At 45.4% G+C, this 18,056-nt stretch carries 16 protein-coding genes; 5 read left to right on the plus strand and 11 right to left on the minus strand.

Annotation, left to right across the window (positions count from 1 at the left end; genetic code table 11):
• Window positions 1-137 precede the first annotated feature (137 nt).
• From GJB61_RS28200 to GJB61_RS28215, 4 genes are all read right to left on the minus strand, one after another.
• The gene (locus GJB61_RS28200; protein ID WP_154122370.1) at window positions 138-1,034 is read right to left on the minus strand and encodes an ABC transporter permease; all 897 of its coding nucleotides are present in this window, start codon (window positions 1,032-1,034) and stop codon (window positions 138-140) included.
• The gene (locus GJB61_RS28205) at window positions 1,031-1,834 is read right to left on the minus strand and encodes an ABC transporter permease (RefSeq protein WP_154122371.1); all 804 of its coding nucleotides are present in this window, start codon (window positions 1,832-1,834) and stop codon (window positions 1,031-1,033) included. Before GJB61_RS28205 ends, GJB61_RS28200 begins: the two co-directional genes overlap by 4 nt.
• A 99-nt stretch (window positions 1,835-1,933) precedes the next feature.
• A complete protein-coding gene (locus GJB61_RS28210; protein WP_154122372.1) occupies window positions 1,934-2,710 on the minus strand; it encodes an ABC transporter ATP-binding protein in 777 nt (258 codons plus the stop codon).
• A 181-nt stretch (window positions 2,711-2,891) separates the two neighbouring features.
• Window positions 2,892-4,175 carry an ArsB/NhaD family transporter gene (locus tag GJB61_RS28215; RefSeq protein WP_154122373.1) on the minus strand — a complete coding sequence of 428 codons (1,284 nt, stop codon included), beginning with the start codon at window positions 4,173-4,175 and terminating at the stop codon, window positions 2,892-2,894.
• Window positions 4,176-4,465: 290 nt separating this feature from the next.
• On the opposite strand from GJB61_RS28215, the gene GJB61_RS28220 reads away from it, so the two are divergent.
• The 5 genes from GJB61_RS28220 (at window position 4,466) to GJB61_RS28240 (ending at window position 10,473) form a co-directional block, all read left to right on the plus strand.
• A complete protein-coding gene (locus GJB61_RS28220) occupies window positions 4,466-5,563 on the plus strand; it encodes an LLM class flavin-dependent oxidoreductase (RefSeq protein ID WP_420819779.1) in 1,098 nt (365 codons plus the stop codon).
• A gap of 110 nt (window positions 5,564-5,673) precedes the next feature.
• Window positions 5,674-6,795: an N-acetylmuramoyl-L-alanine amidase family protein gene (locus tag GJB61_RS28225; RefSeq protein ID WP_154122374.1), complete on the plus strand. Its 1,122-nt coding sequence runs from the start codon at window positions 5,674-5,676 to the stop codon at window positions 6,793-6,795.
• 105 nt (window positions 6,796-6,900) lie between these two features.
• Window positions 6,901-8,370 carry an FG-GAP repeat domain-containing protein gene (locus GJB61_RS28230; RefSeq protein WP_154122375.1) on the plus strand — a complete coding sequence of 490 codons (1,470 nt, stop codon included), beginning with the start codon at window positions 6,901-6,903 and terminating at the stop codon, window positions 8,368-8,370.
• 16 nt (window positions 8,371-8,386) lie between these two features.
• Window positions 8,387-9,082, plus strand: a complete 696-nt coding sequence (locus GJB61_RS28235) for a response regulator transcription factor (RefSeq protein WP_154122376.1) — start codon at window positions 8,387-8,389, stop codon at window positions 9,080-9,082.
• On the plus strand, window positions 9,079-10,473 hold the full coding sequence (locus GJB61_RS28240; protein WP_154122377.1) for a sensor histidine kinase: 1,395 nt from the start codon (window positions 9,079-9,081) through the stop codon (window positions 10,471-10,473). Before GJB61_RS28235 ends, GJB61_RS28240 begins: the two co-directional genes overlap by 4 nt.
• Window positions 10,474-10,527: 54 nt before the next feature.
• On the opposite strand, the gene GJB61_RS28245 is transcribed toward GJB61_RS28240, so the two are convergent.
• The 7 genes from GJB61_RS28245 to GJB61_RS28275 all read right to left on the minus strand — a co-directional run bounded on the left by GJB61_RS28245 (window position 10,528) and on the right by GJB61_RS28275 (window position 17,941).
• Window positions 10,528-11,535 (minus strand): HD-GYP domain-containing protein, encoded by a 1,008-nt coding sequence (locus tag GJB61_RS28245; RefSeq protein ID WP_154122378.1) that lies wholly within the window; start codon window positions 11,533-11,535, stop codon window positions 10,528-10,530.
• A 174-nt stretch (window positions 11,536-11,709) separates the two neighbouring features.
• Window positions 11,710-12,627 (minus strand): glycine betaine ABC transporter substrate-binding protein, encoded by a 918-nt coding sequence (locus GJB61_RS28250; protein ID WP_154122379.1) that lies wholly within the window; start codon window positions 12,625-12,627, stop codon window positions 11,710-11,712.
• A gap of 37 nt (window positions 12,628-12,664) precedes the next feature.
• Window positions 12,665-13,321: an ABC transporter permease gene (locus tag GJB61_RS28255; RefSeq protein WP_154122380.1), complete on the minus strand. Its 657-nt coding sequence runs from the start codon at window positions 13,319-13,321 to the stop codon at window positions 12,665-12,667.
• Window positions 13,318-14,454 carry a betaine/proline/choline family ABC transporter ATP-binding protein gene (locus tag GJB61_RS28260; protein WP_154122381.1) on the minus strand — a complete coding sequence of 379 codons (1,137 nt, stop codon included), beginning with the start codon at window positions 14,452-14,454 and terminating at the stop codon, window positions 13,318-13,320. The genes GJB61_RS28255 and GJB61_RS28260 overlap by 4 nt, the downstream gene beginning before the upstream one ends.
• 193 nt (window positions 14,455-14,647) lie before the next feature.
• Window positions 14,648-15,283, minus strand: coding sequence for a TrkA C-terminal domain-containing protein (locus GJB61_RS28265; protein WP_229522502.1), 636 nt, complete (start codon window positions 15,281-15,283; stop codon window positions 14,648-14,650).
• 76 nt (window positions 15,284-15,359) lie between these two features.
• Entirely contained in the window at window positions 15,360-16,190 is an 831-nt protein-coding gene (locus GJB61_RS28270) for a CheR family methyltransferase (RefSeq protein ID WP_229522503.1), read from the minus strand.
• A 137-nt stretch (window positions 16,191-16,327) separates the two neighbouring features.
• Entirely contained in the window at window positions 16,328-17,941 is a 1,614-nt protein-coding gene (locus tag GJB61_RS28275; protein WP_195724501.1) for a methyl-accepting chemotaxis protein, read from the minus strand.
• Between the last annotated feature and the right edge of the window lie 115 nt (window positions 17,942-18,056).

An 18,056-nucleotide genomic window follows, 5' to 3' on the forward strand; every position in this document is an offset into this window, starting at 1 on the left:
AAAAGTCTATCTTCAGCTTCCCGGGCATCCTATTGCCTTTTTTTGCGTCACCTCGCGATATGGAAGTACGTTTGGACTAGAAGGACGTTGGAGTGACTTTGGCTGTCCGCGTTATTTTCCCATCAAAAGTTTTTGTATCAACCCTGATAGCTATCCCGCCAGAACAGGAGCTTACGTTCAATAGCGCGGAAGAACGAATCGATTAATTTACCAACGACAGCAAAAATAATAATGCCCACAAAAACAACCTCTGTATTCGAGTTTTGCTTCGCTTCATTAATGAGGAAGCCCACACCAGACTGCGAGCCGATAAGCTCCGCCACTACCAGACCAATCCAGGCTATAGCCAGTGACAATCGCAGACCTAAAAGAATACTAGGCAACGCTGCTGGTAGAATCAGCCTGCGTAGCTTCTGGTAAGGACTAAAGCCGAGTACTTTTGCCACTTCAAGCAGCTTACTGTCCACCCCCCGGATGCCCATAAATGTATTGATATAGAGTGGGAAGAATGAGCCACTCAGAATAATAACTACTTTGGAAGCCTCCCCAAAACCGAACCATAGGATGATCAGTGGAGCGATTGCCAGATGCGGAACAAGGCGCAACACCTGTATGCTCGGGTCCAGCAGGTATTCCGCACTGCGGAACAAACCGGTCAGCACGCCAAACAGCAAACCAAGAATGCCGCCAATGAGGAAACCTAGCCCTGCCCTTCCCATACTGACACCCAGATGATGCGTAAGCTCTCCCGTAACCGCAAGACTGACCAATGCTTTGAATATCGCCAGCGGTGTTGGCAGAAAGACTGTGGAGATCAGACCAGTACTACCTGCCAACTGCCAAACAGCAACAGTAGTTATAGGGATAAGGGCTCCGGCACCCAGATCAGACAGATACAGCTTCCAAACTTCAGGCGATATTAGTTTCTTGGTATCCTTGATGCGTTTAGGACTTATAGATGCCGTACCACTGTGGTCACGCACCTCTCTTGCGCTTTTAGTATTCTTGAGTAATACCTCGACTCCATCGTTCATGATGTCATCCCTCTTTCCCATCTCAGCAATCGCCGCTCTATGAGACGAACAATCGTATCACTCAGTAAGCCCGCAAGCGCGAAAATAATAATACCCACAAATACGACAGGTGTATCTGCGAACTGGCGGGCGTCTGACATCATATAACCAATGCCGGAAGTGGACGCAATAAGCTCAGCCACTACCAGACCCAACCAAGATAATCCCAATGACAGGCGTACTCCCAGCATAATGTACGGCACAGCTGCTGGAAGCACCAGCCTGAGTATTTGCTTCACCCGACTGAAGCCAAGCACCCTTGATACTTCAAACAACTTATTATCCACACCGCGAATGCCCATGAATGTATTGATATAGAGCGGAAAGAAGGCCCCTTTGGCAATTAACAGCACCTTCGACTCCTCACCGATGCCGAACCAGAGAATGAATAGTGGCACTACCGCCAGACTCGGAATCATCCGAATCATTTGCAAGGAAGGATCAAGCAGTTTCTCCGATCTGCGGAACAAGCCAACCAGAATGCCGAAGAAGAGACCGAGCCCACCCCCTAGCAGAAAACCCGATAGCGCTCTAGCCACACTGATTCTGAGATTAATCCATAAATCACCGGAAGAGGCCAGCGTGATAAAAGAGTCAGCGATCGTATACGGTGTCGGGAACAGCATCTCCGATATGATTCCGTAGTGGCCGAGCATCTGCCACAGAATGATTACACTCCCCGGCAGCAGCAAGCCTAGTCCTAGCGTTGCCGCCTTCCCAGGTCTCCCCGTAGATCTTGCTGCTATAGCCCGATTCGCCATGTTTTCTTCACTCCTTTGTCGTCCCTCATTTCTTTTAATTCATAATTCACATCAGTTAAGTCGGATTTATGGGCGAAGTAACCCCTGATTTTGAAGTTCTTATATCCCTGCTCCATCCATAAGCTCCAGCTCATCCACCTTTTCAAAATAATTCAGCACCCGCAGGCGCAGTTCCTGAAAAGAAGTTGTCGTCTTCTTCCGCGGATAAGGCAAATCTACAGGCACGATTCTGCTTATTTTCCCTGGCCTTGGCTCCAGAATAACTACACGGTTACCCAAAAATACGGCCTCATCAATATCATGCGTCACAAAAATCATCGTAGTTCGGTTCGTACGCCAAATATCCAGCAAGACGGATTGCATATGCGCCCGGGTAAAAGCATCAAGTGCACCAAAGGGCTCATCCAGCAGCAGAATCTTGGGATTACGCAAGAGTGCTCTGGCAATCGCTACACGTTGGGCCATCCCGCCTGACAACTCGCGAGGATAAGACTTCTCAAAACCCTTCAGCTTTACCAGCTCAATGAGCTCATCCACCTTCCGTCTTACCTCTTTGTTGCTAAGCGGCAGATCGGAGGCGATATTCTTCTCTACGGTAAGCCAGGGAAAGAGGCGGTGCTCTTGAAAAATAAAGCCTTTGTCAATGCCGGGCCCGCGGATCTCCGCTCCTTCTAGCGTAACACTGCCGGAATAGTTACTGTCCAGGCCGGCCACGATGCGCAGCAGCGTGCTTTTTCCGCAGCCACTGGGTCCTATCACCGTGATGAATTCTCCCTCCTGCACGTGAAGGTTAATATTTTGCAAGGCTTGTATATGCCCTCCAGCGGTGTCAAAACGTTTATTGAGATTCGATATAGAGAGCAGTGCTTCTCCCATTTCTAACTCCTCCTCCTACCCAAACGATTGAAATTCACATAAAAAAACAGAGGCATCGCGATGTAACACCCGCGAATACCTCTGTCTGAACAGTCGGTAAATATAATTCATAGTAAATCAATTTGAATTTGTATATTTAAAATATCATCTATCTGAAAATCTGTCAACAAAAATTCACATCTTAGATCAAATACCTCAGATAGATGTACACACTGGCTATGGCAACGGATAGAATCATTAACGGAAAACCGACCTTCAAATACTTCATGAATGAAATCGGATGACCTTCTTTGGCTGCCAAGCCGGCAACGATCAGATTTGCACTAGCACCAATCAGTGTTCCATTCCCACCCAGACAAGCTCCCAGGGACAAACTCCACCACAATGGTTCTAGATTAGTAATCCCCATCTTTCCCATCTCCTGAATCAGCGGAATCATCGTGGCCACAAAAGGAATATTATCCAGAAATGCGGAAGTAATGGCACTCATCCACAGGATCAGCATGGAGCTTGCCAACAGGTTCCCGCCAGTGAGTTCAATAGCTTTTGCCGCCAACTCCGCAACTACGCCTGTCTCGACAAGACCTCCTACCAGAACAAACAGGCCGATAAAGAAAAATATTGTGATCCATTCTGCACTGTAAAAGGCCTTCTCCAGCATGTTCTCCCCTCCGGTTAACAACAGCAGTAGAAATGCACCTGCCAAGGCAACCGTAGCCGACTCCAAATGCAGAGTCTGATGAAGGAAGAAGCCGGAAATGGTGAGGCCCAGCACGATCAGACACTTTTTCAGCAGCTTATGATCGGTAATCATCGCTTTCTCATCCATCTCCATAATGCTTTGCTGCAGTTCAGGTGTCGATCTGATTTGCTTACGGAACAGCAGTAAGAATAGCGGAATATACGCCAGAACAATAATGATGATTACCGGTGCCAGATTACTGATAAATGACATGAACGTCAGCTCTTTCACTGCACTACCGATCATAATATTAGGTGGGTCACCGATCAGCGTTGCCGTACCGCCAACATTTGAGGCGATAATCTGTGAGATCAGAAACGGCAGCGGATTGATGCGCAACTGCTTCGTAATACTAAAGGTAACAGGAACGATGAGAAGCACCGTTGTAACGTTATCCAAAAAGGCTGAGGCCACGGCTGTAATAACCATCAGCGCAATCAGTATTCTTTCCGGTTTTCCTTTGGACACTTTGGCTGCTTTCACCGCTACGTATTTAAATACACCGGTATCCGCGGTAATGCCAACAATCATCATCATCCCCACCAGCAACCCCAGCGTATTGAAATCGATATGCCGCAGGGCGGTTTCCTGATCGAGAATGCCCAGCCCTATCATGAGTATAGCTCCAACCATAGCCAGGATAGTGCGGTGAATCTTCTCGGAAATGATCAGCCCATAAGTAAGCAGGAAAATACCAATCGCCCAAATCGCTTGCTGCTCCATTCTTTCTCCCCCGTACTTCTTCTATATTTTCTCAAGGTTTTATTATACCAAATAATAGATTAAAATTATATTTTCAATTATGCAAATCGTGATATGAACCCATTATTTTTGTCCTTTGATTTAATCATAAAACAATAAACGTATATAATGAATATATATAGCAGTATCATGATGAATATTTTTCACAAGCTTACATTTAGTAAGCAATAATGATATAATGTTTACAATCCTCTGTCTGCCGGACAAGCTTTAAACACTACATAAACAATATGAATAACAAGGAGTTTCTGATGATGGACAACAAAACAAATAAAGAGATTGTACCTGCCTTCGAATTTGGAATTTATACACTGGGGGATATCGTCTCCGATTGCCATACCGGACAGACGATCAGCCCGAGACAACGCCTAAATGAGGTTATAGCTGCAGCCAAGCTTGCCGATGAAGCCGGACTTGATGTGTTCGGTGTAGGTGAGCATCATCGGCTTGATTTTGTCATCTCCTCGGTCCCCGTCGTTCTGGCAGCCATCTCTCAGGTGACTAGCAGAATCAAATTGACCAGCGCCACAACTGTCCTGAGCACTATCGACCCTGTGCGGGTATTCGAAGATTTCGCCACGCTTGATCTGCTCTCGAATGGCCGTGCTGAGATTATTGCCGGGCGTGGGGCATTTGTGGAGTCCTTCCCCCTGTTCGGGTATGAGCTTGAGGATTATCACCGACTGTTCACCGAGAACATCAATCTGCTACTGGAGCTAAATAAGCATGAAATTATGAATTGGGAGGGTGAGTTCCGTTCTTCCCTGAAGAATGCCGAAATTGCTCCGCGTCCGTTGCAGCACAAGCTCCCGCTCTGGATGGGTATCGGCGGCTCTCCTGAAAGTGCTGAAAAAGCAGGAACGCTTGGAATCGGCATGGCCATCGCTATCCTGAACGGCAGACCAGAACCGCTACAGCATCTCGCCGATATCTATCGCAATGCGGGTGCCAAGGCCGGTCATGCTCCCGAAGCTTTGAAGATCGCTATCACGAGCCACGGCTATATTGCCCACACTTCAAACCAAGCGCTGGATGAATATTATCCTTACTACTATAGCTATCGCAACTCCATCAGTCCACAACGCATTCAAGAATATAGCGTATCACGCAGCGAGTTTGGACAATTCGTCTCCCCAGACAATACACTGGCAGTCGGCAGCCCACAGCAGATCATCGAGAAAATTCTTTACCAGCATGAGCTGTTCGGCCATAGCCGCTTTATGACCCAGCTTGATATCGGAGGGCTCCCCTTCTCCAAAGTCGCAGCAGCTATTGAACTGCTGGCAACCGAGGTTGCCCCAGTCGTGCGGCGGGAGGTCGCTAAGAAGACAAGCATCTCTGCACGCTGACGATTAATTATCCTCTGAATTTATTCTAAACCCGCTGAATGGGGTAAATAACTACGTGCTGCCTCTTTTACGGGTGGCTACAAAAAACACACCCTAGAAGTGAGGTTCCTATGAATAAAATAACAGGTTACGCCGCATTCCTTGCAGGTTTCTTCATTCTGTTAGGAGGAATCCACCCGTCAAGCGCAGCCGCAGCGGGAAATTATACAGCCAAAGTACAGGCGAATTCCTTAAATGTTCGTAGTGAACCGGCTGCGGGTTCGTCCGTCAAGGGAAGCTTAAGGAACGGTGTACTAGTTACAGTTACCGATGAAGATCACGGCTGGCTAAAGGTGCAAGCTGGGAACACATCCGGCTGGGTGGCAGGATATTACCTTAAGAAAATTAACGGTTCAGGTCAGGCATCAGGCTCATCTGGCTCCGTTGCCACAAACGTAAAAACTTCTACCTCTGGAGGCAGTTCAACAAAAGCAACGGTCATTGCTAATTCCCTGCGCATCAGGGGAGGTCCAGGTACGCATTATAAAGTGTTGGGTTCTTTACAATCACATGATTCCGTTACGATTATCCAGCGACAAAACGGCTGGATACAGATTCGGACAGTGAATGGAGAAACCGGCTGGGTTGCAGAGCAATACATACGGAGCGGGTCATCAAAGAGCAGTACAGTACGATCAAGTGGTGGGGGGCTGAGTGGCAAGCTGATCGTCATTGATCCTGGTCATGGTGGCAGCGATCCGGGAATGCTCGGCACTACCTATAACACGATGGAGAAGGATCTGAATCTCCAGACAGCTATTTATGTTCGAGATGATTTGAAATCCAGGGGGGCTCGTGTCGAAATGACACGCACGCGGAATAATCAGAAACCCTCTCTTGGTCAGCGGGTGCAGTTCAGCGATGCACTCGGTGCAGATGCATTTGTAAGCATCCATTATAATTCCTCTCCGAAGAAGGTATCGGGTACACTGACCTTTTTTTATTCAGAAGCAGATGATTTGTTGCTGGCTCGCGCGATCGAGAATCGACTCGGACAAGGTATAGGCCTTAAGAGCAATGGATTATCGTTCGGCGACTACCGCGTTCTGAGGGGAAATCCTCTACCAGCAGCGCTGATCGAGCTCGGATTTCTCACTAATCCCGCGGATGAAGCCATTGTCCGCAAAGCCTCCTATCAGAAGAAAGCAGCCAAGGCCATCGCAGATGGGTTGGCAGACTATTTCAGGAGGTAATCGTATGGCATATTACAAAAGTTAAGCTGCCTTTACTATTTTGAAACTACTTTGCGGACCTTTGTGGGATATACTAGCCAAAGATCGAACAAAGGAGCCTACCTTATGAAAACAATTCGGCTAAGTGTCTTACTATTATTGACCGTACTTGCAACAGGCTGCAGCGCTGTGAAGACTCCCAGCGATTTGCTTCGTGCCCCATTGCAAGATAAAGCAGATGGAACGATTTCTGGAATTGTGAACCCTTTTCTGCCTGCTAATGCCCACCTGACCGTGCCCGTTCAATCACAGTCAGGCAGTGCCATTCAATTACAGGATTTGGACCAGGATGGACAGGATGAAATCTTGGCCTTCTATAAGACAGACAAAACAGATTATGAAGTCAATGCCCTTGTGTTGTCCCAAAAAGACGGAACGTGGAAGAAACTTACTACCATTACCGGAGTTGGCAGTGAACTGGACTATGTGCAATTTATCGATGTTACCGCAGATGGATCCACTGATATGCTGCTCGGGTTTAGCGGGGGGACAGGACTAAGCAAAGAGTTGTCTGTGTACAGCCTTAAAAACTCACAGCTTACCGAAATTCTGAAACAGCCTTATGACCATATGGTCGTAGGAGATATCACAAATGAAGGAAAGAGCGAAATCGCCCTGTTCCAGAGCAGTGTCATAAGTGACACGCAGCCCGGATCTAACCTCCAACTTATTGCTCTAAGTGGGGGCCAGTTGCAAATTTTGTCCAGCCAGAGCATTGACGGAACAGTAATACAAGTGCTTTTCGACAAGGCTTCTCCTGCAAGCTCCGGCTTGTTTGTGGATGTCGCCATTGGTGCACATTCCTCTTACACCGCCCTTATGACTTGGGAACATGGTGCCTTTATAGATAAACTCGCGTCCAATAATTACCATCATTCGGAGCTTGCGGACAGCAAAAATATTGAACTCAGTCCCCAACATTCTGCCCAAGCAGGACTCATTGGTGAGCACAATATGGCTATGAAGGATTATCCATTATATAGTACAGACATAAACGGTGACGGGATTATCGAAATCGGATTTCTAGTGCCTCCTGCCGGTATGGAGGCCATGGCTCCGCTCGCCACCCCTTTTATCAGCAAATATTATCAATGGGATGGCGGCTCCAAACTTAACTTTAAAGAGGAACAGTTCGACAGATGGGGCTTCAACTTCCATATTCCGCAGAACTGGGCCGGCAAATATACGCTAGAGGTTCCAACTGAATCTCCAACTCCCTGGGAAAGTATTCAGTTCAGTTACAGTAATGGAGCTAGCAGTGAACCCGTCCCTCTCCTGAAGTTGCGTCTGCTTCCCAAAAAGGATTGGAAAACAGCTGAAATTAAACTGCGTGCGGAGCATGCTTCCTATAAGATGCTATATGAGGTACCCAATACAGAGGATACTACAGCCTCAAACGTTATCGTTGCGGTTCTGCCAGCAGCATCAGAATCCAATAAGTTGGTAGGAGCAGCGCTTCAAGAATATCAACAACTGCAGTTGACGCTGGACGAAGTGCAGAAGCTGGCGGGCACCCCGCAGAAACCCATAGAATAACAAGGAGGACCGATCCATGAAAGTGCTGTTACTGGAGGACGAGAAGCCTATTCGCGACTTCATTCGAGTAAATCTGAAGCGCGCAGGCTTTGATGTCGTAGAAGCAGAGACTGGTGAATACGCATTATCCGTCGCCTTGGAACAGAGAGATTTCGATATTGCTATTCTGGACCTGATGCTTCCCGGTATTAGCGGCTTCCATGTATGCGAAAGACTGCGCAGCAATTTCCCTAGACTTGGAATTATTATGCTGACAGCCAAAAGCCAGGAAGTGGATAAAGTAATGGGACTCGAAAGCGGCGCTGACGATTATGTTGTGAAACCCTTCAGTCCGGTTGAACTGGTCGCTCGGGTCAGATCGCTGGTTCGGCGCATGTATCCAGGGGATATTCCTCCCCAAGAGAGCTCCATGGAGCGGCTTCCGTTCACACTGATGCTCGATGAACGCAGATTATTAAAGAACGGGGACGATATTCCACTTACACCAACGGAATTCTCCATCGTGAAGCTGCTTATGGAGCAGCCCAATAAAGCCGTTAGCCGAGATGTTATCCTGAGCTCCGTATGGGGACAATATTTTATGGGAGAGCTTAAGATTGTAGATGTAAATATTAGCCGTATCCGCCAAAAAATCGGGCAAGATTCTGCTGGGCCACAATACTTGGAGACGGTCTGGGGATTTGGTTATCTATGGAGGGTCCAGAATTCATGAAAGGAATTAAATCGCGGCTAATTGTTTATATCACGCTCGTGTTGCTGTTGATTGTTCTGTTGTTGGAAGGTGTATTTATTGGCGCCATGCACTCCTACTATTTAGGTACCGCGATGGAGACCCTCACTTCCCGGGCTACTACCTCTGCTACCTTTTTCAATAAATATTTAGAAGGTTACTCCATCAATGAAAGAGCCAGATATATCTTGGAGAACCTGTCTCGTGAAGAGAGCAGCAAGGTTGAGGTGCTGAATCCGCAGGGGGCTGTGATTATTAACTCTTTTGGTTTCTCCAGCTCAGAGCCTATTGACACTCCAGATGTAAGGTCGGCACTGGGAAATCATACCGGAACCTATCAAAATATGAAGCCCCTTAACGGTGAACGAATATTGGCTGTATCTGTACCCTTGCAGGAATTTGGCACAACCATAGGTGTTCTTCGTTTCTCGGTCTCTGCTGAGCCCCTGTATAATGTTATCATCAAAATTGCGCTCAATGCTGCCGGAGTAGGTCTGCTTGTCATTCTCTTCGGTTTTGGCTTAAGTCTTATTATTGCCAAACGCATTGTAGGACCGATTCAACAGTTAACCCAAATTGCGAAAGAGATGGCTACTGGAAATTTCACCATCCGGGCCAACAAACAGCATAATGATGAGATCGGCACACTGGCAGTAACGCTAAACTATATGTCAGAGGAACTGGCCAAAAACGAAAAAATGAAATACGATTTCATCTCCTCGGTCACTCACGAGCTACGGACTCCCCTCACCTCAATAAAAGGCTGGGGTGAAACACTCTTGGTCGGTGATTTGTCAGATAAGGAGGAGACCCTGCAGGGGCTTGAAGTTATGACCGGGGAAACGGATCGTCTGATCGGACTCGTAGAGGATCTACTCGACTTCTCCAAGTTTCAGGCAGGTGAAATGAAGTTCGTACTGCAGCCTTATGACCTACGCGGATTGCTTGAAGAGCTTCTTCTGCAATTCAGATACCGTGGTCAAACCAAACAGATACAACTTTATGCCGAGATTCCGGAACTGCCGCTGCCGGTAAACGGTGATTTCAACCGTCTTAAGCAGGTCTTTGTTAATCTGCTGGATAATGCCTTTAAATTCACCCCTGTAGAGGGCACCATCCGGTTCACGGCTTTTATTGAGAATAAGCGAATTGTAGTTAAGGTAGTCGATAACGGCGAAGGGATTGAAGCTGAGGATTTGGCGAAGCTCGGAACCAAGTTCTTCAAAGGTAGATCACGTCAGTCTGGAAGTGGACTGGGTCTTGCGATATGTAAAGAGATTATTGAGCTGCACGATGGTCTGCTTAAAGTCGAGAGTGAGCTAATGAAAGGAACTACAGTTATTGTCGAGCTGCCCTTATATCCCGTTTATTGAACATCAAATAGCAAGTCCTCCAATAACTAGGGGGACTTGCTATTTTCTTTTGCATTAAATACTGATCTCTTTGATATTAAGGCTGCTAACTTTACTGAGATCAATATACTCATCATCAATTTTAATTAGTGGAGTTTCAATGTCGTGTAGATTTAAAGATACCACTTGACCTACTCGTCCATCGGTTAATACTACATTCCGACCTACCGTTCTATTCACAATATTCTCTAGAAAGAGGGAGACAATATGCGGATCAAGCGCTCCAAAACTTTCTCGTCTCATTTGATCCACAATGATATGGAAAGGTATCGGAGCATGATACGGCCGATTTGAGGACATGGCATGAAAAACATCCGCCACGGCAACGATTTTGCTGAATAGATCAAGTTTATTCTCTTTCAAGCCTAGAGGGTAGCCTTGCCCGTCATTTCGTTCGTGATGCTGAAGGGCCACAAGTGCAATACGAGAACTTACACCCGTTGTCTCCTTCAACATCTCATATCCGTAGATAGTGTGCTTTTTAACTACAGCAAATTCTGCCTCGGTTAGCTTGCCTGGTTTGTTCAATATCTCAGCAGGAATCTTCAGATTTCCAACATCATGCAAGGTAGCGGCAAGTGAAAGAATCGCTAGATCGGACTCGCCCATATTCATCCATCTGCCGATTAACGTCGCTAAGATACCTACTCCAATACTATGTTGATGTATGTAGTCGTCCATTCCCTGAATGGCATCAAACATCTGGAACACATCTGGGTTCGTCGAGACCTGTTGAACAACAGGAATGACCTCAGTGCGTATATCTAATAAGGGAATCTTTCGGGAAATCCTGAAGGAACTAAATATTTCCTTGGAAAGATCAACTAGTTGATCTACAGTTTCACCGCAAGCAAGGTGCTCTAATTCCGCCTGACTTAAGAATATCATATCAATAGCATCAATTTTATGTTTCTTCAGTAATTCGATATACTCATGGTTAAGAACACTTCCAGCGGGAACAACAGTTACACCGTACGAGTTGATAAGATCATTCTTTATTTTCCTTCCTAAGTAACTGTCCATGCCCGCCCTCCCTATGACATCGCTTCAATATGTGAACTATGTATGCCCTAAATATTCAAAAAGTATATATAATTACTTTATCGGCATATAGGCTGAGTTTCTGAAATTCACTTTTAACAAAAAGAGCAGACTAAGGAAGTTTCTCCCAGCCTGCTCTTTAAATGCATATATTTTTTAGTCTTTGATTAATCCCTTTTTAACTAGAAAATCATGAGCTACATCCTGTTCCTTCAGTGCATCCACATCTACCTGAGCATTCAATGTCTGCATTTCTTCCGCAGTAATCAAACCACTCATTTGATTCAGAATATCTTCCAGTTCAGGATATTTATCCAAGGTATCCTGACGAATGACAGGTCCTGCATCATAAGGTGGGAAGAACTGTTTATCATCTTCCAAGATCACCAGATTATGCACTTTAATCTGTGCATCGGTCGCATAGGCGTTGGTTACATCTGTTTCGCCGTCTTCAATAGCACGGTACATAATGCCATGATCCATACCCTTTGCTTCTTTAAAGTTCATCCCGTACAGCTTTTTGATGCCCGGATAGCCATCTTCGCGGTCCAGAAACTCAAATTCCACTCCAAGGACCATGTCTGCTGATACCTTAGCCAAATCACTGAATGTTTTGAGTTTATACTTTGCCGCAGTGTCTTTGCTAACAGCCAAGGTATACGTATTATTGAAGCCGATAGGCTCCAGAAATGCCAAACCGTCCGCTTTCATCAATTCTCTGCTTTTGGCGAGGGATTCTGCTGAAGTCCCTGTTTTCTCTTGATAGTAATTCGCTACAATGGTCCCTGTGTAGTCCGGATACAGCTGAATATCATTATTCTCTAGCGCAGTCCAAGCCACGTTAGAACCTCCCAAATTGACCTGGCGTTTGACTTTAATATCAGACTTATCTTCGATCAGGTCAGCCATCATATGGGCAAGCAATACATTTTCCGTGAAATTCTTGGAGCCAATAGTGATTTCTCCACCATTTCCAGTCGCAGCCTCATTATTTTTTCCACTTCCGCATCCAGCAAGCAACGTTCCCAACATAACTGTAAACAATAGATAAGTCGTTAATTTCTTAATCTTCATAACTATGATTTTCTCCCCTTTTTTCTAATGTGCGCAATTATACCTTCAACCCTTTTGGGGTCGTTACCTTTTCAAGTAAACCTAATAAATAATCCAGAACCAACGCTAGTAAGGCAGCCGGGATTGCTCCCAACAAGATTAGAGCATCAATATTCCGCTGTATTCCGAGAAAAATAAATTCACCCAAGCCCCCGGCTCCGATAAAGGCAGCAAGTGTAGCCGTACCGACATTAATGACTGCAGCTGTTCGAATGCCTGCCATAATGACACTTAAGGCCAGCGGAAGCTGAACCCGGAACAGAATTTGCCAGCTCTTCATTCCCATACCGCGGGCCGCTTCCACAATAGACTTATCCACATCCGTGATTCCCGTATACGTGTTACGGACAATCGGCAGAAGCGAATATAGAAACAAAGCTACGACTGCCGTCTTCATCCCTATCCCAAACAAGGGAATCATAAAGCCTAACATCGCCAGACTGGGGATCGTCTGCAGGATTCCGACCGTGCCGAGTGTAACACCCTTTAAAGGAGCTATTCGAGTAATCATGATCCCAAGTACAATCCCAACGATTACGGCAAATAACATGGATAAAAACACCAGCTGAATATGAACACCCAGAGAATGCAACAGCTCGTCTCTGCGTATGTCTAATTGATACATCAGTTGTTGCCATAAGGATTGATCCTTCATTCCGCTGTCTCCTCCTTTTCGCCTTCCCATTGTGAGGCAAACGCCGTTAACAGACTGCCTCTTGTGACGATACCCGTGATCTTACCGTCTGAGTTAACGACCGGAATGATTCCGTGCGGAGCTTGCGTGATCAACCCGAGAGCATCTCTTGCCGTAGCTGTATCTTGCAGCACCACTTGGGGTTGTGTCATAATTTCTTCAACTGTACGGTCTACTTCCATTTTGGCAGCTACATCATAGGCCGATACAATACCGAGCAGCTTACCTGATTCGTCGCCTACGAGCAGTGTTTCAATTTTGCGTTGACGCATAAAGGTGAGTGCTTTGGCGAGTGAACGCCCTGGAAGGCTTGTGGAGGGATTCTCCCGCATAACTTCAGTTACGGGAATATACTCAGGATTCTGATAGATGCGGTTCTTGCCGATAAATGACTCTACAAAATCATTAGCAGGCCGGCTGAGCAGCTCATACGGCGTATCTAACTGTACGATCTCCCCATCCTTAAGGATGGCGATTTTATCACCTAGCTTGAGTGCTTCGTCCATATCATGCGTTACGAATACAATCGTTTTCTTAACTTCCTGCTGCAGTCGAAGTAATTCATCCTGCAATTGCTCCCGTGTGATCGGGTCCAGTGCACCAAACGGCTCATCCATCAGTACGATTTCGGGGTCTGCTGCTAGTGCTCGTGCTACACCCACACGCTGCTGCTGTCCACCCGACAATTGCTTCGGATACCGTTTGGCATATACAGTCGGATCAAGCCCCACCAACTTAAGCATTTCAAGGACTCGTTCTTTTTTCCTTTTAACATCCCAGCCCTTTAACACAGGAATCAGACCTACGTTGTCTTCGATGGTGTAATGGGGGAATAAGCCTACCTGCTGAATAACATAACCAATGTTTTTGCGGAGGGTAACCACGTTTTCTTTCGTTATATCTTTGCCATGTAAAGTAATTGTACCGGATGTGTGGGGCACCAGACGGTTAATCATTTTCATTGTCGTTGTTTTCCCACAGCCGCTTGGACCGATTAAGACAAGTATTTCACCAGCTGTTATTTCAAAGCTGATATTCTTCACAGCTTCAAAACCGTTGGGATATTTTTTCCCTACACCTTCAAATTTTAGCATTGGATACTCCTTATCCTTATTTTCATTACCAAATCACCGCTCAGGAGACTGAGTAACACACTATAACAAAGATAACCCTAACATACAACTTGTGAAACATTATTAGGTTGTATGTATTATATTGGTAATTAATTAAACAAAAAAAGGTTATCCAGGTACAAGCACCGTTGGATAACCTTTTTTCAACCTGATGTTATATATTATTTCCGTATCCTTGATTAATAAACTGTTCTGTTCTTTGGTACATTTTGTCATCGCCAACGACAACCAATATATCATTTTCTCGCAAAATAACATGTGGACCTGGAGAAATGGAAACGCTTGTGCCTCGGCGCAGCGCTATAATTGTGGCACCTGTATTCTGCCAGAACTGCAGATCGCCAATCGTTTTGCCGGCAACATGAGATTCCTGATGGATGGTTATTTCTCCCGGATGGTATGGCTTGAGATTCTGAAGTCGGTCTGACGCCTCCACAATCTCGGTCAAGAGCTTCTCAAACTTCCGGTCAATCTCCTTCTTCTCCAGCAGCAATTGCTGCAAATCCTGTTTCAGCGAATAGGCGGATTTCAAATAATGATTTTTGGTAATATACTCATGCGCCTTTTGATCAGAGATGACAATAATCTCTTTACCCTGGGAGACAAAAATGATATTCTCATCCTTCAATAAACCCATTGCTTTGCGAATGGTCTCCGGAGAAACATGGTACTGCCCCGCCAATAAAGAACGCCCAGAAATCTTACTATTTACAGGGAACTCACCACATACGATTCTTTGCGCAATATCAAGGGCTATTGATTTGTAACCGGCCATCTCCTGCATGGACATTGTCGACCCCTTACGTAGGTGGATATTTTATTAAAACTAAAACTTTGCTCCAGTATAATTTCGTGAAGCAGAAGCGTCAACCATTAATACGCGGATTCCCCTCGTTTGTTCCTCCTGGGGTCCGTTTCTTACGGTAAAAGAAGCTGCCTACGGCTTCAAGAGCATATCTTCCGGGATTATTGATCTGCTCCGTTCCCCCCACGAACAGAAATCCACCTTCCCTCAGTGAAGCGCTGAATCGTGCATAAATCTGATGCTTAGCCTCTTCTGTGAAGTAGATCATTACATTCCGGCACAGGATCAGATCGTGATCCGAGCCGAAGGGATCAGACAGTAGATTATGCTTACGGAACTCAACCTGCTCCCGAATCTGGGATGCAACTTTCCACTCCATTCCTTGAGGGAGCAAGTACCCCTCCCTGAGCATTAAAGGTAGTCTACGTAGCACATTCTGCGGATAAATAGCCAATTGTGCTTGATCTAGAATAGCTGAATCCAGATCCGTAGCCAGAATACTTACTTGAATACCCGGAAAGTTGTAGGCAAAAACCATGGATAGTGAATAGGGTTCTTCCCCGCTGGAACAGGCTGCACTCCAGCAATTCACTTTCTTCGTATCCAGAATCAGCTCGGGAATGATAGAATTTCTGAGTTGCTTCCATTGTTCAGGACTGCGGTAGAATTCAGTCACGTTAATGGTGATATGTTCCACAAAGAACTTATACATCTCCGGATCGTTCTCCATCATCCGACTGGCATCTGAAAAGCCAGAGGCACCGTATTTCTGATAGAACGAAATGATCCTTCTTTTCATCTGTTCTTCCTTATAAAGCGATAGATCAATACCAGATTTCTTCATAAACCAAAGAATGAAGTTACTATAAAGTGAGTTGATTTGTATATTCAATGGAGCTTCCTCCTCTGGGCTATAAACTAACAGTTTGATCTGTTCGCTTCGATCTGTAAAGCTTAAAATCGACGATGGAACTATAATAAAAAAATACCCCCTATTTTTTCAAATTAGGGAGTGTTTTACCTAATATTTCAAGAAATTCGAAACGCTTCAAGTGATTTATTGAGCTGTACCGTGGATTCCACCAAATTGTGTGAAGAAGCCGCTGTCTGTTCCGCACAAGCCGATACCTGCTGGCTTGCAGCTGCTATACTTTGTACCGATTGCAGCACATCATCGGCCTGAACTGCCTGTTCTTCACTTGCTGCAGCAATTTCTGTAATGAACTGCGCGGTGTCATTCACCATTTCCTTAATTTTTTTAAAGGCTAGTGCGGCCTCTAATGAAGATCTGACACCTGTTTCCACCGCGGAAACGCTTTTCACTGTATTTTCCTGCATGGTATCAATAATCTCAGCAATTTGTCTCGTAGCTTCTCCACTCCGCTCAGCCAATTTGCGGACCTCGTCCGCAACTACAGCAAACCCTCTGCCTTGCTCTCCGGCTCTAGCTGCCTCGATGGCGGCATTAAGGGCTAATAGGTTAGTCTGGTCGGCAATATCGTTGATCATACTTAATATATTGCCAATTTTCTTGGAATCCCTTTGCAGGTTGGTCATTTGAACACTTGCTGCATTCATTTCATTGATTGAAGCATCCACCACATGCATACTATCTGAAGTAATATCAGCGGTCTGTTTATACATAGTTGAAGCCTTTTCGGCATTATGCGCCACTGAAGCCACGGCCAGCGTCAATTCTTGGACCAATAGCGTCATCGTCTGGGCATCGTTAGCCTGATAAGTGCTGCTTTTTACTACCTCTTCGGTATTCATCGAGATCTCTTTGGAGGCTATTGAGACCGATTGTGACAAGCCAATTATTTTTCCGATTAGGGCCTTAATGATCTCAGTCATGTTATTGATCGCCTCAGCAACCTGTCCAATCTCATCCTTGCTCCGCAACTTAAGTGGTTGTGCTGTAAGATCGCCGTTTGCCAGCTTCTCCATGACTTCCCGTATCATTTTAAAAGCCTTACTGATTCTACCAATATAGATATAGCTCATAATAAACGAAAGCAATAATAAAGTAATACTTATAGAAATGACTGTTGTAAGTGATCTGGAAATGGAGTGCTCCGAATTCTTAACCTCTTGATCCATAAATATTTCTACAATACTTGTCCCAGAATCCAGATTCTCGCGAGCTTCACTAAACTGATCCACACGCAATAGTTCGTTTGTAACGCTAGCTGATTTCCCAACCGGTGCTAGCAACTGCGTATCTATTATTCCAACCCATTCATTAAATTGTGCTGTCGCGTCGGCAATATTCTTCTGAATGTTGTTGCCATTTTCGCTTTTCAAGTCAAGCATGCGAGGGTCATTGTAGGAATTCAAAATACCCTCAGCATTGCCCAATCTTTCATTGATCTGTGAAACGTTAGTGTGATAGTCATCCAATGCCAGCTTGTCGCCCGTTGATAAGTAGAGTTGCACTGCAGAGTACGCTTGATACATATCTCTGTCGGCATTGATCATGTAGTTAGTGAGTTGATAACCGTTATCATATAGAACACGCTTAAGATTATGATTAGATGACTTCACCAGGCTGAGCGACAGATATGACGTGACAACCAAGGCTAGAATGGGGATCAGCAGTACAGACAGCAATTTAACTCGCACCGAGTTATTTAATTTACTCATGATACTCCCTCGCATTCTTTTTAATTTAGATACTTTATATTCATCACTATCAACACATTCCGTGGAGAGATATTCATTAATTCTTACAATCTAGTTATATCAGGCATTTCTAGCG

Origin of the sequence: Paenibacillus monticola, assembly GCF_009664975.1 — a bacterium.
In the GTDB taxonomy this organism is placed as follows: domain Bacteria; phylum Bacillota; class Bacilli; order Paenibacillales; family Paenibacillaceae; genus Paenibacillus_AQ; species Paenibacillus_AQ monticola.